This is a genomic window from Neorhizobium sp. LMR1-1-1.1 (assembly GCF_040675795.1).
Lineage (GTDB): Bacteria > Pseudomonadota > Alphaproteobacteria > Rhizobiales > Rhizobiaceae > Neorhizobium > Neorhizobium cellulosilyticum.
The window spans coordinates 550600-573704 of the sequence record NZ_JBEGHE010000025.1; the positions used below are offsets into that span (position 1 = coordinate 550600).

Below are 23105 nucleotides of genomic sequence, written 5' to 3' on the forward strand. Positions count from 1 at the left end.
TATGAAAACAACGTCTATCTCATCTCTCGCCATTAGTCAGTCTATGCAATCGACCGTCTCCACTGCGATGACGGAGATTACAAAGCTGCAGGATGAGGCGGTTACCGGTACCTATTCCGATGTCGGGCTGGAACTTGGAACCCGTACCTCGACAAGCCTGGATTATTCGCGTGAAAGCAGCCGCCTTCAGTCGGTCATCGATGCGAACTCCTTCGCCGAGACGAGAATGGAAGGATCGCAGCTTGCGCTGACCAACATCTCGGATGCAGGGCAGACACTGCTGGATGCCTTGACGGCGCTCAGTGGCAATTCCGATGTAAACAGCCTCAAGGTTTCCGCCGACAGCGCAATGTCGGTGCTGGAGAATTTCGTCAGCTACGCGAACACTGCAGTTAACGGCGAATACCTCTTTTCCGGCATATCGACGGATGTGCAGACTTTCGACGATGAATTCATCGCCGACGTGACTGATGACTTCAATACGGCGTTCACCAACTTCAGAACGGCAAACGGTATCGCCTCGGCCGGTGATGTGACCGCCGGCCAGATGACTCAGTTTCTGTCCGATTATGAGACATCTTTCAACTGGGCGTCCTGGACCAACGCGTCTGACACCGTAATGACGACGCGCATAAGTTCTTCGGAAACCGTAGCGACATCAACCAGCGCCAATTCCGAAGGTTTCAAGAACCTTGTCCTCGCTTCTGTGGTAGCGTCGCAGCTATCGAACGCCGGCCTCGGAAGCGGAGCCTTGTCCGTGGTTAGCCAGAAGGCAACGCAATATGCCGGCACCGCAATCTCCGGCGTGACTGCTCAGCAGTCAGCACTTGGTTTGTCGCAAGAGCGTATCGACAAAGCGAACACTTATATGAGCAACCAGATCAAGATCATCGATACGCAGCTGACGGGCTTGGTGGGTGTGGATACGGAGGAGGCCTCTGTGCGGTTGTCGACACTGCTGAACCAGGTTGAAACCTCTTACTCGATCACATCTCGAATCCTGGGCATGAGCCTCGCTGATTATCTCTAGTCATCGGCATGTATGTCCGATGCCCGCTCTACCATGAAGGGTAATTGAATGTTTCAGTTTTCATACGCGGAGATCATGGAGGATGATCTCACCGTCGCCCGCGAACGAGAACGCCAGATCCTGACAAGATCGATCGAACTTTTGGAAGTGGCCAAGCAGAGCGCCAAATACGACAAGGATTCGATCGAAGCTGTCTACTACACGAGACGGGTATGGATCAGGTTGATCGAGGATCTGCGGAGCGCCGACAATCAGCTTAGTGTGGAAGTCAGAGCCAATCTAATATCGATCGCAATATGGATACTGAAGGAGTTGGAAAACATTCGCCGACGAACGTCTACCAACTACCAGGGTATCATCGACATAACCATCATCATTCGGGATGGACTTAAATGAAAAGTACGCTACGCCTTTCGCTGAAATCCGGGGAAAAGATCTTCGTCAACGGTGCCGTCCTGCGGGTGGACCGGAAGGTTTCGATCGAATTCCTCAACGACGTGACGTTCTTGCTGGAAAACCATGTTCTTCAGCCCGAGCAGACCACGACGCCACTTCGGCAGCTTTACTTCATCGCCCAGATGATGCTGATCAACCCGGAAGGCAAAGAGCACTCCATGGCGCTCTTCCGCAAGTCGATTACCATGCTGGTGGCCTGCTTCCAGAACGAGGAAGTTCGTGCTGAATTGAAGCGGATCGACACCATGGTATCCTCGGGTCGTCCCTTTGACGCACTGAAGGCCATCCGTGCCCTTTATCCTGTCGAGGAAGCCATTCTCAACAAGAACGAGATCACGCCCGCAGCCGTTATGGAACTGCGAAAGGAAATTGCTCTATGGTGACCGTTACTTCCGCAACGTCGACAGCATCGACGACGTCCACCTCGACATCTGCCTCGGCCACCGCTTCGGCCGCGGCATCGCTGGATTACAACAGCTTTCTCAAGCTGCTGATCACCCAGATGCAGAACCAGGATCCGACCGATCCCATGGACGCGACCGAACAGGTTTCGCAGCTTGCGACATTCTCGCAGGTTGAGCAGACGATCAAGACGAACTCCAATCTGGAGAGCCTGATCAGCCAGTCCAACCTGTCGAACGCGTCGAACTATATCGGCAAGACGATCACCAGCGCAGATGGCAAGACCACAGGCGTTGTCGCCTCGGTCGAAGTGACGTCCGATGGTCTCACGGCCAAGACGACGGATGGCAAGGAAATCAGCATTGGAGAGGGCATAACGATCTCCACCGCGAAAACCACGACGACAACCGAAACTTCCGCTTAAACTAAGCGCACGAATCCCTTAGAGCTGGGACGGTCGATTTGCGACGACCGTGCGGCCGTCCAGGCGCCTATGAAGGGTAGAATGTCATGAATGAGGCCGATGCGCTCGACATTATGCGCAACGCCATCTGGACGATCCTGGTCGCTGCAGGACCGGCTGTTCTTGCAGGCATGATCGTAGGCGTGACCATCGCCCTGATCCAGGCCTTGACTCAGGTGCAGGAAATGACGCTCACCTTCGTGCCCAAGATCGTTGCCGTCATGGTCGTTATCGGCCTTTCGGCGTCTTTTATGGGCGCACAGATTGCCTTGTTTGCGGATCTGGTTTTCTCACGCGTACAGAGCGGTTTTTGAAGCCTGCGGGCTTGCACCTTATCTGTCTTCCTTTTTTCGACGGTCATCTTAACGTCTTGTCTGTGGCGCTGCATCGCGCCCGTGAGGCTCGCAATTCGGACCGGGTTTGCTGTGGCTGCATCGTGCCGGCACGTTGCGCTGAAAAGTGGATACTCAATCATATTTCTCTGTGGCTGTAGCAATGCTTCAGCTTCGCACAAGTCGGCCCCCCTACAGCTTCTGATATGACCAGCATGAAAAGCTGGTTGCAGCTCGCCATTCCAGGGAGGAGGGGGCGGCGAGAATTTGTTTCCTCGCATTGTTCGCCATACCGCGGAAGCCATTCCCGGGTTTGTTTTAGGCATTTGATCCAGCGTCAAGGCTCCACACATGACTACGACCATTTCCTCGCTCAGCGTTACCCAGATCAGGTCGCTTTCGACGGCGGCAGTTGCGGCGTGGACGACGGAGGACGTGGCGTCGCTGTCCACGGCCCAGATCAAGGCCCTATCTTCTGAACAGATTTCGGCGATGGACACGGAAGACATCGAAACGATGGATTCCCGTCAGTTGAGCGCCATCGCGACAAACGCGATCGTCGGCCTGACGATGGATCAGCTTGCCGTGCTCAGCAAGGTCGCTATCGAAAGCCTGAGCACAGGACAGGTTGCAGCGCTCACCACGGCGCAGCTGCTGGCGCTGTCCACGGATCAGGCCGAAGCACTGACGTCGTCGCAAGTCGGTTCATTGACGTCCGCACAGCTTGCGGCCTTGACGCCGGCCGATCTCGCGACCTTCTCGACGGCAGACATGGCAGCCATCAATCCGGCCGCGATCGGAGGCCTTACCACCAAAGTCATGGCGTCGTTGTCGACGGCGCAGGTCGCTGCGCTTTCCACCGGCTCGATCTCCAGACTGACGACCGACCAGATCGTGGCCTTGTCTACCGGACAGGTTGCGGCTTTGACGACTGCACAGGTCGGGGCTCTCAAGTCCCAGCAGGTCGCGGTTCTTGGAACCAACGATATCGCCGCGCTGTCGACCGAAAGCGTCGCAGCACTCAGCAACGGCGCGGCTCCCGGCCTGTCGTCGGCCCAGATTTCTGCCCTCTCATCGGCGCAGCTCGCCGCCGCCAACACGGCGCTCATTGCAAGCCTGACATCGACGCAGATCTCGGCACTGTCTACGGCTCAGGTCGCGGCCTTGACGTCAGCTCAGATTGGCGCGTTGAAAGTGCTGCAGGTTGCGGCGCTTAGCACAGCGATGGTCGGTGCTCTCACAACGATGCAGATCGCCTCCCTCAGCACCGGAAGCGTTTCCAGTCTGAGCACTGACCAGATCAATGCGCTGTCGGCGACACAGATTGCAGCATTGACGACGGCGCAGATGTCGGCGTTCAAGGCAACGCAGATCGTTGCCTTTTCGACGGGTGACATGGCAGGCCTGACGACAGCGCAGATTGCGGCCTTAGGCACGAAGTCCATTCTCGGTCTGACGACGGATCAGGTTGCGGCACTATCCACCAGCCAGGTTCAGGCACTGACTTCGACCCAGATCAGGGTCCTGTCATCGGATCAGGTCTCGGCTCTCGGTGCGGATGATATTGCAACCTTCTCTACCGATGAAATGGCGGCACTCAGCAACAAGGCTGTGGCCGGCCTCTCGACCGCAGTCATGGCATCGCTGGCGCCCGCTCAGGTCGCATCGCTAAGCACCAGCGCCGTGGCCGCTTTGTCTACGGATCAGTTTGACGCATTGAACACCGCCCAGATTGCGGCCCTGACGAACCTGCAGGTTGCCGTGCTGACATCGGCCCAGCTTGCCGTGTTGAATTCGGCAGACTTTGCGGCCTTCTCGACCGCCAATATTGCAGCTCTTACCAGCCGCAGCATTTCGGGTCTCAGCACCAGCGTCATGGCATCCTTGTCGACCGCACAGGTAGCGGCCTTGAGCGCGGCCGCGGTAGGAAAGCTTTCGTCTGATCAGATGGAAGTTCTTTCGGTAGCGCAGGCCGAAGCACTTACTTCCGCGCAGGTAAAAGTACTGACGTCTGCTCAGCTGGCGATGCTGACGCCGCAGCAGCTTGCAACATTCTCGACCGGTGACATGGCAGCGATCTCGAGCGCTGCAATTTCCGGTTTGAAGGCAGACGTTATCGCGTCGCTCTCCACCGCTCAGATCGCTGCACTGACCGCAAGCTCTGTCGGTGGACTGACGACCGAGCAGCTCGACAGCCTGTCGCTGGCACAGATTAAGGCGATGAGCACTGACCAGATTGGCGCGCTCAGGACCTCGCAGATCGCCGCGATTGGATCGGAAGGCGTGGCGGCTTTGTCCACTGCACAGATTGCAGCCTTGTCCGCCGCTGCGGTGTCTCGTCTGACTGTCGCCCAAGTCGCCGCCTTGAGTTCAAGCCAGGCCGAAGCCCTCACCACGGCACAGGTTAAGGCGCTTACTTCCGCCCAGGTTGCCGCGCTGGATCCCGAGGATCTGGCCACCTTCTCGACTGCGGAGATAGCCGCGCTCACCACGGGTACAATTCCAGGGTTGAGTACCGCGACCTTGCAGGCGTTGTCGACTGCACAGATTGCCGCCCTCACGACCGTTGCCGTCGCCAAAATGACGACCGAGCAGATGGCCGCCTTGAGCGGCATTCAGCTTGCGGCATTGACCACCGCTCAAGTGGGAGCCTTGTCCTCCTCGCAGCTCGGGGCGATCGACACGGAAAGCCTGCTTGGTTTGTCTGCCAAGTCCTTCGCGGCAATTACCTCTGCGGCTATGGCAGGTCTTTCGACCGATACGGTCGCAGCCTTGTCCACGGCCCAGATCGCCGCGCTGAGCACATCGGCAGTCGCCGCCATGTCGACAGCCCAGGTCGCAGTCCTGTCCAGCGGTCAGGCATCGGCTTTGACCACCACACAGGTCAAAGCGCTGACTTCAAAGCAGATCGGGGCATTGCCGACCGAAACGCTGGTATCGCTTTCCAGTGGTCAGATCGCATCGTTGAACACGGCTGCGTTTGCCGCTCTCTCGACCGATCAGATCGCTTCTCTGACGTCGCTTCAGCTTGCAGCTCTTTCCACGGCCCAAGTCGCGGCTCTGACTTCGCTCCAGGTCGGCGCACTTTCGTCGGAGGCTATCGCGGCCTTCTCTGCAGCCCGGCTTTCCGTGCTTAACTCAGGTGCCGTCGCCGCCTTGTCCACGGACGTGATCGCGGCCCTTTCCACGGCACAGGTCGCCGCTCTCAGCACCGCGGGTATCGCCAGCCTTACGACGGACCAGATCGCTGCTCTGTCGACGGCGCAAGTGGATGCGTTGTCGACGCTGCAGATAGGCGTTCTGAAGTCATCACAGCTCGCAGCATTGAGCACTGCAGACCTTGCGACCTTCTCGACAGCCGATATCGCGGCGATCGGTGCGAAGGCGATAGCGGGCCTGAGCAGTAGCGCGCTTGCTTCATTGACGAGCGATCAGCTCGGTGCGCTCGGTGTAACGGCGATCGCCAATCTGACGAGCGACCAGATCGAAGCGCTCAGCTCGGCCCAGATCGACGCCCTGTCGACCAAGCAGGTCGCCGCCCTGACCTCGGCACAGGTGGCGGCGTTGAGTGCGACCGCAATCGGGCATTTCAGCTCCGCGCAGATTTCGGCGCTGAGCACGGCCGGCATGAAAGGCTTGAGCGAAGATCACATCGCAGCCCTGACGGCCGCACAAATCTCGGCTCTGTCGACTCTCCAGATGTCGACGCTGAGTTCGATGCAGATCGCGGCTTTCGGCACGGATGATATTGCCTCACTTTCCACGGCGCAGGTCGCGGCACTGAGCACGGCTGGCATTACTGGTTTGTCGACAAGACAGGTCGCAGCCTTGTCGACGGCGCAGGTCGATGCCCTGACCGCCACTCAGATTGCTGTATTGAGCATCGACCAGATCGAGGTTCTTGATCCGGCCGATATCGCGACCTTCTCGACGAAAGAGATTGCCGCAATCAGCTCAGCCGCCATTTCGGGGTTGTCGACATCGGCCTTGGCTTCCTTGTCTACCGCCCAGATCGCGGCGCTCAGTGCCAGCGGCATTACCGGTTTGACTACCGGGCAAATCTCGGCTCTGCTCTCGAGCCAGGTCTCGTCACTGACGACGAAACAGATTGCGTCGCTGAGCGCCACCCAGGCGGCCGCCCTTGGCACGGATGACATCGCAGCCATGTCCACTGCCCAGGTCTCGTCTTTCAGCACGGCGGGTATTTCCGGCCTGACGACGAAACAGGTTGCAGCGCTTTCAACTGCGCAGGCGGGAGCCTTGACCAGCGTTCAGGTTGCGGCATTGAGTTCCGCCCAGGTCGCGGTTATCGGAACGGAAAACATCAAGAGTTTCTCCACGTCTGATGTTGCAGCCATTCATACGGATGCGATTTCCAGCCTGACGACGGCTGTCATCGCAACGCTTTCTACGGGCCAGATTGCATCCTTGACCACCAGCGCGATCGCGTCGCTGACGACGAAGCAGGTTGCAGCGCTCAGCACGGGGCAGATCGCCGCCCTATCGAGCAAGCAGGTCGGCGCTCTGACGTCACAACAGATAGCGGCTCTTGGTGCGGACGATCTCGAAGCACTCTCCAGCTCGGCCCTCTCGGCAATCAGCTCCGCTGCGATAGGAGGCCTGTCTACCGATACGCTGGCATCGCTGTCGAACGAAATGATTGCCGGCCTCGGCACCTCGGCGATCGCTGGTCTCACCACCAGACAGATTGCGACACTGAGTACCGACCAGATCGGCGCGCTGACGACGCGCCAGATGGGAGCTTTGAACTCTTACCAAGCGGCAGCGCTGTCGAGCGACGACCTTGCAGCTTTGACGACCGGCCAGATCGCGGCCTTGAGCACCGCAGGTATTTCGGGGCTTTCCTCGGGTCAGATAGAGGCGCTGACGACTGCCCAGACAGAAGCGCTGACCGCCACGCAAGTGGCCTCAATGACCTCCAAACAGGTCGCGGCACTTGGCGCCGATGATCTTGCATTGTTTGCGACCAGGGAAATCGCTGCCCTGAGTTCCAGCGCCGTTGCCGGATTGTCCTCCGCGACACTTGCATCTCTCTCCAATGATCTCGTTGCCGCCTTCAGCACGGCTGCAATTACCAGTCTGTCGACGAGCCAGATGGCTGCATTTTCGACAACGCAGCTTGCGGCAATGACGAGCAGTCAGGTCAGTGCACTGAATTCGAAACAGCTTGAAGCGCTGGGGACGAGCTATATCGCCTCCCTCTCGACGGAGGAGATTGCGGCTCTCAGCACGGCAGTCATTGCCGGCCTTTCGACTGCGCAGATCGCCACGCTTTCGACCGCGCAGGCCGAAGCGCTGACGAGTTCACAGATTGCGGTCCTGAATTCCAACCAGATCGCCGCGCTTGGCAGTGACGACCTGGCCCTTTTCACGACCCGGGAGATTGCTTCGCTAAGCGCGAGCGCGATTGCCGGCCTCTCGACAGACGTCCTTGCATCGCTAACGACCGACAAGATCGAGGCGCTCAGCTTCTCGAATATTGCAGCGCTTTCCACCGCCCAGGTGGCAGCTCTCGGCAGCAACCAGTTGGAGGCCCTCACAACCGCTCAGATCGGCCATCTGTCATCAAGGCAGATCGGCGCGCTCGGTGCGGCAGGCATATCGGTGCTCTCCACCGGTCAGATCGCCGCCATGGCAACGGCCGGACTGGCCGGCCTGACCTCGGCCCAGGTGAATGCGATGTCGACCAGCCAGGTCGAGGCACTGACGAGCACGCAAGTTGCGGTTCTGACCTCGGCGCAGGTCGCGGCCCTCGGCACCGACGATCTGGCAGTCTTCTCGACAAAGGAACTTGCGGTCCTAGGCTCAAGCGCCATTGCCGGCCTGTCCACCATTGTGCTTGCAGCACTCTCGACCGAGCAGATCGCGTCGCTGAGTTCTGCCGCAATCGGCCAGCTTACCACCAGCCAGGTCGCGGCGTTGAGCACCGCGCAGATCGATGCCCTGACAACGGCCCAGTTCGGTGCCCTCGGTTCCAAGCAGATCGCGGTCCTCGGTACCGATGCAATCGCAGGCCTCTCGACCGACCAGATCGCAGCGTTTGGCACGGCCGGTATTGCGGGGCTGACGGCTGCCCAGATTTCGGCGCTTACCACCAGCCAGGTCGAAGCCCTGACGTCGACGCAGATCGGCGCACTTAATTCGGCCCAGGTGGCTGCTTTCGGCACCGACGACCTTGAAGTCTTCTCGACTGCCGATATTGCTGCCCTGAGTTCCAGCGGCGTGGCGGGATTGACGACCACTGTTCTTGCCGCGCTCTCGACTGAACAGATCGCGCATCTGAGCGCTGCGGGCATTGCCGGTCTCAACAGCAGCCAGATTACCGCGCTTACGACGGTTCAGGCGGAAGCGTTGACGACGACCCAGATCGCAGCGCTCAACTCCAGGCAGATATCCGCACTCGGCCTTGACGATCTTGCAACCTTCACGACCGACGAGATTGCAGCCATCAGTTCTATGGCCATCTCGGGTCTGTCGACCAGCACCGTTGCCGCGCTGACGACGGAGCAGATTGCGGCCCTCGGAACGGCAGCTATCGCTGGTCTCACAACCGGCCAGATCGCCGCACTGAGCCTGAACCAGCTCGAGACCCTATCAACGGCTCAGATCGGCGTTCTCTCGTCGAGCCAGGTGGCCGTGCTGACAACTGTCGAAATCGCGGCTCTGACAACGGCGCAGATCGCGGCACTCAGCGCATCCGGCATCGCAGGTCTGACGAGCGGACAGGCCAGTGCATTGACACTGGACCAGATTTCTGCGCTGTCGACGACGCAGATCGCGGCGTTGACATCGACAGCCATATCGGGACTGACCGCGGAGGATCTGGAATCCTTCTCGACCGAAAAGCTTGCCGCAATCTCGTCCACAGCGATTGCCGGCCTATCGACGAGCTTCATCGCGGCTCTTTCCACGCAGGAGCTCGCAGCGCTCGGGACCGCCGGTATCTCAGGTCTGACCAGCGCCCAGGTCGATGCATTGACGGCAGAACATCTCGACTCGCTGTCGACGGCGCAGATTGCGGCCTTCAGCTCGGCAGGCCTTTCCGGCCTCACCACCGAGGACATGGCCGCCTTCTCGACTGCGGATCTCGCAGCCATTGGCACCGCCGCAATCAAGGGCCTGTCCACTGCGATCATCGCATCGTTGACGACGGAGCAGATCGGCGCACTGTCTGCCAGCCAGGTCGGTGGTCTGAACTACAATCAGATTGTCGCCCTCTCCACCGCCCAGGTCGCAGAGCTGACCACAGCGCAGATCGGCGCGCTCAACGCGCTGCAGGCCGCAGCGCTGGGTACTGACGATATCGCTGTCTTTACGACGGGCGAGATTGCCGCGCTGAACACCGGAGCGATCTCCGGTCTGACCTCCTCGGTCATCTCGTCGCTCACCACGGCGCAGGCGCAAGCCCTGACCCCGACCCAGGTCAACTCCCTGACCTCGTCTCAGCTCGCCGCCCTGTCCAATGATGGATTGGCCACGTTCTCGACCGAGGATATTGCAGCCTTCAACAGCGCCGCTCTCCCCGGCCTGTCGACGGAAAGCATCGTGGCCATGTCGAGCGCACAGCGTGACACGCTGATCGAGACCCATATGGCAGCGCTGAGCCCTGCTCAGGTCTCCGCGATCATCTCGCTTTATCTGGCAGCGTAAGGATGCTGTCGGGAAGGCTGGTATAAATGAGAACCACCGCTCATTGAGAGCGGTGGTTTGTTTCTTTCTATCGGTCTGCAGCAGTCCACAGACGGTTGTCAGCCTCTATCGGCGACTGGTCGTCCCAATCGGTAAGCCTTTCGCGATAATGTCGCCGATAGTCGCTATCGTCGCAGTATTCGACATGGGCCTGAACGAGATCTGCGCCGATCTCGTAATAGATTTCCATGTTGCGCAGGTCCGGCACCGGCGTCTCGCCGCGTTCGCACTCCCCCTGCATTTCCCAGAAGATCTCTTCCAGTCTGCGGGCGAGGCCGGGAATGTCGCGAAGCACGCTGCTTTCGCGTCGTGCCGCAAGCTGGTCCCGGATTGCCTTCAGGCTGGCCGGGTTCTTCGCATAGCCGATTGCCTTCGCCACATAATCTTCCGGATCGCCGCACAGCAGTTCCGGCACGCCCGCGGCATGGACGATACTGTGGCAGAAACGGGCGGCAAAGCTGCGGCCCGGGAAAGTCAGCACCGGCAGACCCATCGTCAGGGCATCGGCCCCGGTGGAGTGGGCGCCATAAGGGAACGTATCGAGGAACAGGTCGGCAGCAGCGATACGCGCCAGATGCTGCGCATTCGGCGCCTTCGGTGCAAATATGATCCGGTCGCTGTTGATCCCGGCCTTCTCCGCACTTTCACGCAGCCGCTGGTCCACCTTGTCGCCGCCGGTCAAAAGCCAGAGCACTCCGTCTGGAGCTTCTCGCAGGATTTGCATCCAATGACCGAACGTGGTTTCGGTGATCTTCTGCATGCCGTTGAAGCAAGCGAAGACGAACTTGTCCTTCGGCAGCCCGGCATCCGCGCGTGTCGGTTTGTCCGCGATGGCACGCTTCCGGTCGATCGGCTGGTTGCAGGCGATGCGGAAGACCTTTTCGGAATAGTAGATCTCGTTATCCGCCGGAACGATATGCTCGTCGGCGATCATATATTGATGGAATGGACTGCCCATCGAACCCGGATAACCGCAGAAATTGACGATCACCGGTGCCGGACGATAGGCGAAGATCTTTGTCCGCGCATGTTTCGTATAACCGTTGACGTCGGCGAGGATGTCGATCTCGTCGTCGCCGATCAACTTGGCAGCCTCTGCATCGCTCATCGTCGCGATATCACGCCAGCAATCAACAACCGCCTTCATCCGCGTCTGGGTTTCGTCCCGCAGCACCGGATCGCCGCAATAATAGGCGTAGATCTCGACGCTTTCCTTGTCATGCAGTTCGAGCACTTCCCGGAGCGCGAAGCCGACTGCATGGTCGCGCAGGTCGGAGGAAACGTAACCGACCCGAAGGCGCTCGCCGGTTCCGGTCTTCTGTTTCGGCGTACGGCGCTGCAGCTCCTTCGTCTCGACGCGCCCGACCAGCGACCTGTTGTAGCGATAGGCCTTGGCAAGCTGGAACATCGGATCGTCCGAATAGCAGGCAAGCGTCAGTGGCGACATGGCATCAATCATCTGCCGCTGCGTGGCATGGGTCGATGGTGTCAGCACCGGCCATTTGCATTGGCGCTGCCGAAGCGCGCTCCAGTGCTGTCCGGCCTCAGGCTTGTCGGGGCGCAGTTCGATCGCCTGCCACAGTGCAGTTTCGGCTTCCTCCAGAAGACCGGCATTTTCCATCACGCGGCCGATATGCTGCAGCGTCATCAGCCGGTGGCTGACCCGGTCGGCGGTACTTTCGGCGGTGAGCGCGGTATAAGCCTGCCACTGCTGGATGGCCTGAACGGCAAGACCACCGTCTTCAAGCGCGCGACCGAGATTGATATGGGCAGCGCCAAAAGCGGGATCGAGCTTCAGGCAGGCGCGCAAGGCGTTGATCGTACCGGCAAGGTCGTTCAATTGCCGGAGCGTGACCGAATAATTGAAATAGACGAGATGCAGGAATGGATTGCCATCGTTGAAGGCGATCCAGGCCTTGTAGATTTCCGCGGCCTCTGCCTTCTGCCCGGCAGCACTTCGGCTTTCCGCAACGGTGAAGAGATCGGTGAAGGCGAGCCGCTGGGTGCGCGCAAGTTCCAGAATTTCGGCGAGCGGGGCGTTGGGAGATAAGCTCATCTTGTCGACCTTGGCATCCATAAAGTTCTGCAATTTATGATGTAGGCAATATCGTCGCCGGCCTTGCCTGGACATGCGCCGGCATCATGCCGACCCCTAAGGTCTTATCGCCTTGCATCAACCATCGGCAAGGCTGCGCAAATATGTGTCCCCATCGGATTCACAGAAGTCTGGCCGCTGCGCTAACCTGATACCTGGGTGATGCCGCATAATCACGCAACGGTTGCATTTTAGCCTTTTACTTAAATGTCGCTTGAGGACACGCTGTTACACGATCGGACAGGTGACGCTGTCTGATCGAGTCGGTAATGAGCGAAAGCATGAATTCTTCAACTGGTCCTGTATCCCGCACATTTTGCGGTCTGCCGGTATCGGCCCTGGATTGGAATGCGGCTCTCGCCCATGCGGAAGAGCTTGCTCTGGCAAAGGGGCATCCCAGAACTATCGCTTTCCTCGACGATGCACAGCTCCTGGGCGCGCTGTTTGGGTTTGCTCGCGGCAAGATATCGAAGCGACATATGTTTCTGCCGGCCGGTGGGGCCTTTCAGCACATTCTGATGAAGTTTTTCCATCGTAGACCGGCGTTCGACGCCAGGTTTTCTCCCGACAGCTTTATTCCTGCTCTGCTTACCTATTTTGCAGAACCACGCCGTGTCGGCCTCATCGGCGATGACAAGAGCCGCACGGAGTTGCTTTGCACACATTTTGCCCGTCATACCCCGTGGCACGATTTCGTCGCCATCCCGTCTGACGCGAACCTGTCCGGCCGGTTGGATCTGGTGATCGTCGATGCGACAGACCCGCATGTATCTGAGCATATTGCGGGTGGTCTGCGTGGCGCCGATATCGGGCTCGTCGTATTGGCGGGCAGGGGGCTTCGCCGGCTCGCTAAAACGCCTCCCGTTTCCTCCGGTCTTCAATCTTCAGTTTCCAAGCCGTCTTTCGCCTGACGGTTAACCTTTTGTTTGCCACGAAAATTTAGACTGCATTAATCAATGCGGGCAATGTCGGCTCCGCTGCGCGCAGAGGTGGTGAGCAATGTATGCCGATGCAAAGGACAGGCAAGCGCCCGACGGGATGCCGTCGATCTTTCGCCGGCTCCATTCAGCTTTCCTGACATTTAGTCCGGCGCTGGCAATGACAGCGGCTTTCGGCATCACCATACCTTTTGTCGCCATGCAGCTCCAAGGCGTCCAATTTAAAGCCGAGACGCAGGTAGCAGTCACCACCCAGCGCGGCGAGGCGATCCATTCCGCCATCGAAGAGCTGGGTTCCAAGACGGTGCTGGACAATGTCATTCGCGCCCTCAACCTTGCAAGCGTAGAGGAAAACCGCCCCAGCATAGCCCGTGTTGTCTCCGAAGTTGTTTCAGGTGAGGTGACGACGGTTTCGCAGGTGGAGGAAGTCGCCCGCCAGAGATTACGCGATGCAATGTCCGTTTCTTACGACGCTGCCGGCGCCAGAATAGTGCTCGGTGCCAAGGCAGATGATCCCCAGACCGCCGCTGTTATCGCCAATCAGCTGGCAAGCGAACTCCGGCGCTCGCTTGTTGCTAATATTGGTGAAACGCCAAGCCCGCAGGTGGATGCGATGCGCAAGGCGGCCGCCAGGGCCGAATCCGCGCTCACAGGTTTTGTCGGCAAGCTGGATGAAGGCACGCGCGCAAAACTGCAGTCGTTGCAGGACGAGCATCGCAAGCTTGAGACCGATATCTCCGATACCGAACGGCATCTTGCGGAAGTGGCTGAAAAGCAGCAGATGGCGTCGTCGATGAAGCTCGCCGATGTGCTTGCCAAGCCGCTTCCCGACAGCCTAGAATTTACGGGCCTTGAATACGAACGGCAGCGTTATGTGCAGGCGGAGCTTGCCGTCCAGCAGCTCGCGGTCAATCTTGGTCCGCTTCATCCACGGCTGGTGGCGGCTCAAGGCGCTCTCGACGGTGCCAAACGGGATATCGGCAGCGCATTGCGCCAGCTTGTGGCCTCGCTCAAGGATGATCTTGCTACAACGACGAAGGCCCTTGCCGAGCTTAAGGATCGCAAGGCGGCTCTCGACGCGGACAGGCCGTTGAACGACACGGCCGCACAGCTTTCATCGCTTCATGCTTCAGCCGAAGAAGCCCGCCATAACCTCGATAAGATCGAAGCGGCATCCAATTCATCCAGGCCCGTGGCCGTTTCGCTCCCGCCTGTTCTGCGCGCTGCATCGCCCGCTTCAGCGGAGCGTCTCGGTCCCGACCTGATCAGGCTTTCAGGTCTTGGGGCGCTCCTCGGGTTTCTTGCCGGTCTCCTGTTATCGGCGCTGCGTTATCGGCGTCAGTCGCAGCTTGCGACCGAATTCGAAGATATGCCCGTTCAACTGGACTTGCCCGAGCACGATCTGCAGGTCGAGCCTGCCGCCGCGCACGCCATTGATGAAAGCGCATTGCTTTATGAACATGGCCACAATGAGCGCCTTCCCGCTGACGATCCGGTCGAGGAACGGCTTGCTGCAAACGATACCGCTTTTGGCGATCGGATGCGTTCCTTGCTCATCGAAAACCGGATGACCTTGAAAGAGACGGATCTGCCGCCGCATGTTGCAGCCCTGGTCGATGAGTCCCTGAAACGTCGCGGCGAGGAGAGCTGGCAGCGTTGGGATGACGCTGTTGACTATGATCAGGAAGAGTTGCTCACGTTGCAGCGCGAACTCGCCGAGCTTCGCGAACTGGTGGCCGAACACGCTGCCCGTCAGCTGAAGGCGACGGGCTGATCCAGTGTCACCCGGCATAAACTCCTTGCATTTGCCTGATCTGGACAGCATAGGGCGTGCATGGGCAATCGGCCCTCCGCCGATCCCCTAATTTGACGCTGAGAAGCGAGGAGTTCACCGTGGCATTTGTGATCGATGGCAAGGAAGCAGCCGCTTCCGTGATTTCCGCCGTAACCGAAGCATCCGTATCGCTGGAAGGCAAAACCGGTATCAAGCCGGGCCTCGCGGTCGTCATCGTCGGCGAAGATCCGGCAAGCCACGCCTACGTCAATTCCAAGGGCAAGATGGCCAAGCAATGCGGCTTCAACTCCATCCAGCACACCCTGCCGGAAGAGACGACGCAGGAAGAACTGCAGGCGCTGGTCGACACGCTCAACGCCGATCCGGCAGTTCACGGCATTCTCGTCCAGCTGCCGCTGCCGAAACATTTCGACAGCGATGCCATCATCCAGTCCATCCTGCCGGAAAAGGACGTCGATGGCCTGAACATCGCCAATGCCGGCAAGATTGCCACGGGCGACCTCGATACCGGCCTCATCTCCTGCACTCCGGCCGGCTCGATGCTGCTCGTCAAGCGCGTCCATGGTGAAGACCTTTCGGGTCTCAATGCCGTCGTCATCGGCCGTTCCAACCTGTTCGGCAAGCCGATGGGCCTGCTTCTTCTCGCGGCCAATGCCACCGTCACCATGGCGCATTCGCGCACCAAGGATCTCGCTTCCGTCTGCCGCAATGCCGATATTCTTGTCGCAGCCGTCGGGCGGGCCGAAATGGTCAAGCGCGACTGGGTCAAGCCGGACGCAACCGTTATCGATGTCGGCATCAACCGCGTGCCGGCTCCCGAAAAGGGCGAGGGCAAGACCAAGCTCGTCGGCGACGTCGCCTTTGCCGAAGCCTCGGAGGTTGCTGCCTCGATTACGCCCGTTCCAGGCGGCGTCGGGCCGATGACGATTGCCATGCTGATGGCCAACACGGTCATCGCCGCACACCGCGCCTGCAGCCTACCCGTGCCGAAGTTCTAAAATTTGCACATTTGTCGCGCCGTGGTTGCGCGATAGCCCCTTGATTCCTCAGCGGGAGCGTTAAATCATCACTCCGGTTGCCACGTCGTCGCATGTGGCAATCTTTCAGGTCGACTTAAACGATTTTGAGAGGGAGGAGGATTTGATGAGGACTTCTGTTTGGATCGGCACCGCTGCGGTGGCCTTGATCGCAGGCATGGCACATGCGCAGGAACTGAAGTTTCCGCCGGGCCAGGATGCCAAGTTCAACTGGAAGAGCTATGAGGATTTCAAGGCTGCGCATGCCGACCTCAAGGGCCAGAACCTGACCCTGTTCGGTCCGTGGCGCGGCGAGGACGAGGTGCTGTTCAACAGCGTGCTTGCCTATTTCAACGCTGCCACCGGCATCAACGGTAAATACTCCTCCTCCGAAAACTACGAGCAGCAGATCGTCATCGATACCCAGGCAGGGTCACCGCCCAACATCGCCATCATCCCACAGCCGGGCCTTCTGGCTGATCTATCCACCAAGGGTTTTCTCACCTCGCTTGGCCAGGAAAACGCCGACTGGGTCAAGACCAATTACGGCTCCGGCGAAGACTGGGTTCGCTACGGCACCTACAAGGGCAAGGATGGCAAGGAAGGTTACTTCGGCTTCCCCTTCAAGGCCGACCTCAAGTCCATGGTCTGGTACGTACCGGAAAATTTTGAGGAAGCCGGGTATGAAATCCCCAAGACCATGGAGGATCTGATCGCGTTGACCGACCAGATCGTCGAGGATGGCGGGGTGCCATGGTGCATCGGTCTCGGTTCCGGCGGCGCAACAGGCTGGCCGGCGACAGACTGGGTCGAGGACATGATGCTGCGCACCCAGACGCCGGAAACCTATGACAAGTGGGTATCGAACGAAGTGAAGTTCGACGATCCGGCCGTGGTCGGCGCGATCAAGGAATTCGGCAAGTTCGCCAAGAACGAGAAATATGTCGCTGGCGGCGTGGCAGCCGTTGCCTCGACCGATTTTCGCGACAGCCCCAAGGGCCTCTTCGACATCCCGCCGAAATGCTACCTGCATCACCAGGCATCCTTCGTCCCGTCCTTCTTCCCGCCGGACAAGGAACTCGGTGTCGATGCCGATTTCTTCTACATGCCGACCTATGCCTCCAAGCCTGAACTTGGCACGCCGGTCTTGGGCGCCGGCACATTCTTCGCCGTCACCAAGGATAGTCCTGCCGCCAAGGCCTTTATCGAATTCCTGAAAACGCCGATCGCCCATGAAGTGTGGATGGCGCAGGCCTCGTTCCTTACGCCATATAAGGGCGTCAATCTCGATTCCTACGCCAACGAAGTCCTCAAGAAACAGGGCGAGTTACTGACAAAGGCAACCACCTTCCGCTTCGACGCGTCCGACCAGATGCCCGGCAAGATCGGCGCCGGCGCCTTCTGGACCGGCATGATCGATTATGTCGGCGGCAAGGATGCCAAGACGGCCGCAGGTGAAATCCAGAAAGCCTGGGACGGGTTGAGGTAGAAACTTCTTCTCTCGATTATGTCGGCGGCCCCTCATCCGCCTGCCGGCACCTTCTCCCCGCATGCGGGGAGAAGGAAGCAAGGCGCAACGTCTCGATAATCTCGGCCTTTGCGCAGGGCACGTTCCCTCGCCCCGTTTACGGGGAGAGGGTTAGGGTGAGGGGCCAAGCAGACGAATGTCTGCGCTTAAGCCACAGATTGGGAGGGGCAGCATGGCATCGCAGATCGTATCGGCCTTCGGCGCGGTAATTGCCGGCGTGTTTGGCTGTGCGCTTTATTACTGGCTTTCCGACAAGCTGCTGCAGATCGTCCTGCCGGTGCGCTCGGGCGACGTGCAGCGGATTTCGGCCAACCTGAAAACCCATGCGGCGATCCGGCCCTGGCTGTTCCTCGGCCCCGCGCTGCTTCTGATGATCGTCTACCTCGTCTATCCCGTTATCGCGACCTTCATCCTCTCCTTCTATGACAGGTCCGGCGGCAATTTCGTCGGGCTGGCCAATTACTGGTGGGCAGCGACCGACGCGCAGTTCCGCCAGTCGATCTTCAACAACATCCTCTGGCTCGCCGTCGTACCCGCCGCCTGCACATTCTTCGGCCTCGTCATCGCGGTGCTCACCGACCGCATCTGGTGGGGCAATATTGCAAAAAGCCTGATCTTCATGCCGATGGCCATCTCCTTCGTCGGCGCCTCCGTCATCTGGAAATTCATCTACGAATATCGCGGCGCCGATGGCACGCAGATCGGTCTCCTCAACGCGATCGTTCAGTTCTTCGGCGGCGATCCGCAGGTCTGGATCGCCATGCCGATCTGGAATAATTTCTTCCTCATGGTGATCCTCATCTGGATCCAGACCGGGTTCGCCATGGTCATCCTCTCGGCCGCCCTTCGTGGCATTCCCGAAGAGACGATCGAGGCGGCCGTCATTGACGGTGCCAATGGCTGGCAGATCTTCTGGAAGATCATGGTGCCGCAGATCTGGGGCACGATCGCCGTCGTCTGGACCACGATCACCATTCTCGTCCTGAAAGTCTTCGACATCGTGCTGACAATGACCAACGGCCAGTGGAACACGATGGTGCTGGCCAACCTGATGTTCGACTGGATGTTCCGCGGCGGCGGTGACAGTGGCCGAAGTGCCGTCATCGCGCTCGTCATCATGGCAGCGGTCACGCCGATCATGATCTGGAATATCCGTCAGGCAAGTGAAGATCGGGGAGGACACTGAGATGACCGCAGCCATCACCCTCCGCCGCATAGGCCTTCCTCGCCTCATCGTTCACCTGTCGGTTCTCGTCATCTGCATTCTCTGGCTCATCCCGACGATTGGCATCCTCGTCACCTCGCTGCGGGAACCGGGCCAGATCGCGTCGTCCGGCTGGTGGACGGCATTCAGCGGTGCGGCCGAAACCAGTGCGGCCCGGCTAGGTGAGCCATCGACCGCAAGACAGGACGGCCCCAACTACGTGATTTCCGGTTCGGTCTTCGATGCTGCCGATGCCGGTCCCAAGGGGAGTGTCCGAGCCTTCGGCACAAAGGTCGCCGCCCCGACGGAATTTTCCGCGGGTGAGGCTGCGGATATCGGCGATGGCGAAACGCTGACCGTCAACGAGGACGGCAGCTATACGTTCACCAAGAACGCTCCCTTCACGGATAAGCGCGGCAAGCGCGTCTACCTTTCAGTCGCGCAGCCTGCCTCCTTCACGCTCGACAATTATCGCACGGTACTGACCTCTCAAGGGATCGGTCAGGCCTTCATCAATTCGCTGACTGTCGCCATACCGGCAACGATCATCCCGATCCTGATATCGGCCTTTGCGGCTTATGCCCTGTCATGGATGCATTTTCCCGGCCGCGCGATCATCATCGCCGTCGTTGTCGGCCTGATCGTCGTGCCGCTGCAGATGTCGCTGATCCCGCTTCTGAAAATGTATAACGAGATCGGCGCATTCTTCGGCATCGCCTCGCGCAGTTATGTTGGCATCTGGCTGGCGCATGCCGCTTTCGGCATGCCGCTTGCCATCTATCTCCTGCGCAATTACATCGCCGGTCTGCCAAAGGAAGTGATCGAATCCGCCCGTGTCGATGGCGCCAGCGACTTCGAGATTTTCGTCCGCATCGTGCTGCCTCTATCTTTCCCGGCGCTGGCTTCCTTCTCCATCTTCCAGTTCCTCTGGACCTGGAACGACCTTCTCGTTGCCATGGTTTTCCTCGGCACCGGCAAGGACCAGCTGGTGCTGACAGGCGCACTCAATGCGCTGCTCGGTTCCATGGGCGGAAAGTGGGAAATCCTCACCGCTTCCGCCTTCATCACCATTATCGTCCCGATTATCGTCTTTTTTGCACTGCAGCGTTATCTCGTTCGCGGCCTGCTGGCCGGCTCCGTCAAGGGCGGTTGAGGCCGCGGACGATCACCAGAACCAACAAGGATATTGAATGAGCATTTCCGCAGAAGCCGCAGCGACGCCCAGCAATGCCCCGGACCGGGATTGGTGGCGCGGTGCCGTGATCTATCAGATCTACCCGCGCTCCTTTCAGGATTCTAACGGCGACGGCATCGGTGACCTCAAGGGCATTACCGCCCGCCTTCCGCATATCGCAGCGCTTGGTGCCGACGCCGTCTGGATCTCGCCCTTCTTCCCGTCGCCGATGAAGGATTTCGGTTACGATGTCTCGAATTATATCGATGTCGATCCGATGTTCGGCACGCTGTCAGATTTCGACGGCCTGATCGCGGAAGCCCATCGCCTCGGCATCAAGGTGATGATCGATCTCGTCATGTCGCATAGTTCGGACCAGCATCCGTGGTTTATCGAAAGCCGGTCCTCGCGCTTCAATCCCAAGGCCGACTGGTATGTCTGGTCGGATGCCAAGCCGGATGGTTCGCCGCCCAATAACTGGCTATCGATTTTCGGCGGATCCGCCTGGCACTGGGATCCGACGCGCATGCAATATTACATGCACAATTTCCTTACCTCCCAGCCGGACCTGAACCTGCATAATGCCGAGGTGCAGGATGCGCTGCTCGATCTGACCCGCTTCTGGCTGAAGCGTGGTGTCGATGGTTTTCGTCTCGACACGATCAACTTCTATTTCCACGACAAGGAGCTGCGCGACAATCCGGCGCTTGACCCTTCGCGCCGTAACGCCTCCACCGCGCCTGCGGTCAATCCCTATAACTTCCAGGAGCATCTCTACGACAAGAGCCGCCCGGAAAACATTGACTTCCTCAAGCGTTTCCGTGCCGTGCTGAACGAGTTTCCCGCCATCGCCGCCGTCGGCGAGGTCGGCGATAGCCAGCGCGGGCTGGAGATCGTCGGCGAATACACGTCCGGTGGCGACAAGATGCATATGTGCTACGCCTTCGAATTCCTGGCACCCGATGTGCTGACGCCAGCACGCGTGGAGGAAACCCAGCACGCGTTTGCGGCCGCAGCGCCGGAAGGCTGGGTCTGCTGGGCCTTTTCCAACCACGATGTGGTGCGTCATGTAAGCCGCTGGGGCCAGGAGGTCCTTGATCGCGACGGCTACGCCAAGATGCTCTCCGCCATCCTTCTGTCCCAGCGCGGCTCGGTCTGCATCTATCAGGGAGAGGAACTGGGCCTGACGGAAGCCGATATCGCCTATGCCGATCTGCAGGATCCTTACGGCATCCAGTTCTGGCCGGAATTCAAGGGCCGTGATGGCTGCCGCACACCGATGGTCTGGGATGCGCAGGCGCTGCAGGCGGGCTTCTCGACGGCAGAACGTACCTGGCTGCCCATCCCGGTCGAACACCAGCTGAGGGCCGTCAGCGCCCAATACGGTGATCCGGCCTCGGTGCTTGAGCAATACCGCCGCTTCCTCGCCTTCCGAAAGGCAACTCCTGCGCTATCGAAGGGTGAGATCAGCTTCCTGACCATGGAAGAGCCGCTGCTCGCCTATGAGAGACGCTACGGCAACGAGACGATCCTGTGCATGTTCAACATGAGCCCTAATTCCTCATCGACAGCATTGCCGGACGGGAATTGGGAAGTGCTGGAAGGGCATGGGTTTGAGACGCCACTTGAAGGCAGCCAGATCGAGCTGCCGGCGTGGGGCGCGTTCTTCGCACGGCACGTGTGAGATAGGGAACAGGGAGGACGGTCATGACCGGCGTAACGCTCAAGGAAATCCGCAAGTCCTATGGTCAGGTCAAGGTGCTGCACGGCATCGACCTCACAATAGAACAGGGCGAATTCATCGTCTTCGTCGGTCCGTCCGGCTGCGGAAAATCGACCCTGCTTCGAATGATCGCCGGGCTGGAAACAGTGACTTCCGGTGAGATGTCGATTGATGGAGAGGTCGTCAACGAAGTCCCTCCCTCGCGCCGCGGCATCGCCATGGTCTTCCAGTCCTATGCGCTCTATCCGCATATGACGGTTTACGACAACATGGCTTTTGGCATGCGGATCGCCCGCGAAAGCAAAACCGAGATCGATCGCCGCGTTCGCGCGGCGGCCGATATCCTGCAGCTCACGCCCTATCTCGAACGTCTGCCCAAAGCGCTCTCCGGTGGCCAGCGCCAGCGTGTCGCGATCGGTCGCGCCATCTGCCGCAATCCTAAGGTCTTCCTGTTCGACGAGCCCCTGTCGAACCTCGATGCGGCGCTGCGTGTCGCGACCCGCATCGAGATCGCCAAGCTCAAGGACAAGCTTTCCGACACGACGATGATCTACGTCACCCACGATCAGGTCGAGGCCATGACGCTGGCGGATCGCATCGTCGTTCTGTCCGCTGGAAAGATCGAGCAGGTCGGGCCGCCGCTGGAGCTTTACGAGCGCCCGGCCAATCTTTTCGTTGCGCGTTTCATAGGCTCGCCGGCAATGAACATCCTGCCGGTGACGATCGGCGAACCCGGCGCCGAAACCTTGGTCACTCTCAAGGGTGCCCAGTCAACGAGCGTACCGATCACGGTACCCGCTGCCGACAGGGGCGCGAAGGCAAGTCTCGGCGTGCGTCCAGAAGATCTGGAGATTTGCTTAAATGACGACTACCTCTTTGAGGGCCGTGTTTTGCTGGTGGAAGCGCTGGGCGAGGTGACCCTGCTTTATCTCGAAGGCGGAGCCGGCGAAGAGCCGGTCATCGTCAAATTGCCCGGCACGTCCGATGTCTCGAAGGGCGATATCGTTCGCCTCAAGGCTGCTCCTCAAAAGCTGCATCTTTTTAATGCAGAAGGCAGGACATATCGGGTCTGATTAAGGCCCTGTGAAACGAGAAGGCCGTTTCTGCGTCCCGATTTGCGCTGGCGGAATTAGCTTGCTCGTTTTCGCGTTTCGAAGAGAGGCGTAATGCCCTCGTCGGTAAGGGTGAGTTCACCACATTTCGCGAAGCGTCCATTTGTCCTGTGCTGAAACGGGACGC

The 23105-nt window shown here is 59.3% G+C and carries 15 protein-coding genes; 14 read left to right on the forward strand and 1 reads right to left on the reverse strand.

Going from position 1 to position 23105, the window contains the following annotated elements; genetic code table 11:
• Nucleotide 1 precedes the first annotated feature (1 nt).
• The 6 genes from MRBLMR1_RS15850 to MRBLMR1_RS15875 all read left to right on the forward strand — a co-directional run bounded on the left by MRBLMR1_RS15850 (nucleotide 2) and on the right by MRBLMR1_RS15875 (nucleotide 10354).
• Complete coding sequence (locus tag MRBLMR1_RS15850; RefSeq protein WP_148148139.1) at nucleotides 2-1030, forward strand: flagellar hook-associated family protein; 1029 nt, start codon at nucleotides 2-4, stop codon at nucleotides 1028-1030.
• Nucleotides 1031-1078: 48 nt separating this feature from the next.
• Nucleotides 1079-1426 carry a flagellar biosynthesis regulator FlaF gene (gene flaF / locus MRBLMR1_RS15855; RefSeq protein ID WP_148148138.1) on the forward strand — a complete coding sequence of 116 codons (348 nt, stop codon included), beginning with the start codon at nucleotides 1079-1081 and terminating at the stop codon, nucleotides 1424-1426.
• Entirely contained in the window at nucleotides 1423-1869 is a 447-nt protein-coding gene (gene flbT / locus MRBLMR1_RS15860) for a flagellar biosynthesis repressor FlbT (protein ID WP_148148137.1), read from the forward strand. The genes flaF and flbT overlap by 4 nt, the downstream gene beginning before the upstream one ends.
• Nucleotides 1863-2312 carry a flagellar hook assembly protein FlgD gene (gene flgD, locus MRBLMR1_RS15865; RefSeq protein WP_183684949.1) on the forward strand — a complete coding sequence of 150 codons (450 nt, stop codon included), beginning with the start codon at nucleotides 1863-1865 and terminating at the stop codon, nucleotides 2310-2312. The genes flbT and flgD overlap by 7 nt, the downstream gene beginning before the upstream one ends.
• 86 nt (nucleotides 2313-2398) lie before the next feature.
• Nucleotides 2399-2665: a flagellar biosynthesis protein FliQ gene (fliQ, locus tag MRBLMR1_RS15870; protein ID WP_148148136.1), complete on the forward strand. Its 267-nt coding sequence runs from the start codon at nucleotides 2399-2401 to the stop codon at nucleotides 2663-2665.
• A gap of 369 nt (nucleotides 2666-3034) precedes the next feature.
• Nucleotides 3035-10354: a hypothetical protein gene (locus MRBLMR1_RS15875; RefSeq protein WP_148148135.1), complete on the forward strand. Its 7320-nt coding sequence runs from the start codon at nucleotides 3035-3037 to the stop codon at nucleotides 10352-10354.
• 67 nt (nucleotides 10355-10421) lie between these two features.
• Here the strand turns inward: MRBLMR1_RS15875 and MRBLMR1_RS15880 are convergent, their stop codons facing one another.
• Nucleotides 10422-12470, reverse strand: coding sequence for an O-linked N-acetylglucosamine transferase, SPINDLY family protein (locus tag MRBLMR1_RS15880; RefSeq protein WP_148148134.1), 2049 nt, complete (start codon nucleotides 12468-12470; stop codon nucleotides 10422-10424).
• 299 nt (nucleotides 12471-12769) lie between these two features.
• On the opposite strand from MRBLMR1_RS15880, the gene MRBLMR1_RS15885 reads away from it, so the two are divergent.
• From MRBLMR1_RS15885 to MRBLMR1_RS15920, 8 genes are all read left to right on the forward strand, one after another.
• Entirely contained in the window at nucleotides 12770-13399 is a 630-nt protein-coding gene (locus tag MRBLMR1_RS15885) for a hypothetical protein (RefSeq protein ID WP_183684950.1), read from the forward strand.
• A gap of 88 nt (nucleotides 13400-13487) precedes the next feature.
• The gene (locus MRBLMR1_RS15890) at nucleotides 13488-15200 is read left to right on the forward strand and encodes a GumC domain-containing protein (RefSeq protein ID WP_148148132.1); all 1713 of its coding nucleotides are present in this window, start codon (nucleotides 13488-13490) and stop codon (nucleotides 15198-15200) included.
• Nucleotides 15201-15319: 119 nt separating this feature from the next.
• Entirely contained in the window at nucleotides 15320-16219 is a 900-nt protein-coding gene (gene folD, locus MRBLMR1_RS15895) for a bifunctional methylenetetrahydrofolate dehydrogenase/methenyltetrahydrofolate cyclohydrolase FolD (RefSeq protein ID WP_148148131.1), read from the forward strand.
• A 145-nt stretch (nucleotides 16220-16364) separates the two neighbouring features.
• The gene (locus MRBLMR1_RS15900) at nucleotides 16365-17726 is read left to right on the forward strand and encodes an ABC transporter substrate-binding protein (RefSeq protein ID WP_148148130.1); all 1362 of its coding nucleotides are present in this window, start codon (nucleotides 16365-16367) and stop codon (nucleotides 17724-17726) included.
• Nucleotides 17727-17937: 211 nt separating this feature from the next.
• Nucleotides 17938-18951, forward strand: a complete 1014-nt coding sequence (locus MRBLMR1_RS15905) for a carbohydrate ABC transporter permease (RefSeq protein ID WP_148148129.1) — start codon at nucleotides 17938-17940, stop codon at nucleotides 18949-18951.
• Nucleotide 18952: 1 nt separating this feature from the next.
• On the forward strand, nucleotides 18953-20122 hold the full coding sequence (locus MRBLMR1_RS15910; RefSeq protein WP_148148128.1) for a carbohydrate ABC transporter permease: 1170 nt from the start codon (nucleotides 18953-18955) through the stop codon (nucleotides 20120-20122).
• Between the two features lie 37 nt (nucleotides 20123-20159).
• On the forward strand, nucleotides 20160-21827 hold the full coding sequence (gene bglA / locus MRBLMR1_RS15915; protein WP_148148127.1) for a beta-galactosidase BglA: 1668 nt from the start codon (nucleotides 20160-20162) through the stop codon (nucleotides 21825-21827).
• Nucleotides 21828-21850: 23 nt separating this feature from the next.
• The gene (locus MRBLMR1_RS15920) at nucleotides 21851-22939 is read left to right on the forward strand and encodes a sn-glycerol-3-phosphate ABC transporter ATP-binding protein UgpC (protein WP_148148126.1); all 1089 of its coding nucleotides are present in this window, start codon (nucleotides 21851-21853) and stop codon (nucleotides 22937-22939) included.
• Nucleotides 22940-23105: the final 166 nt, after the last annotated feature.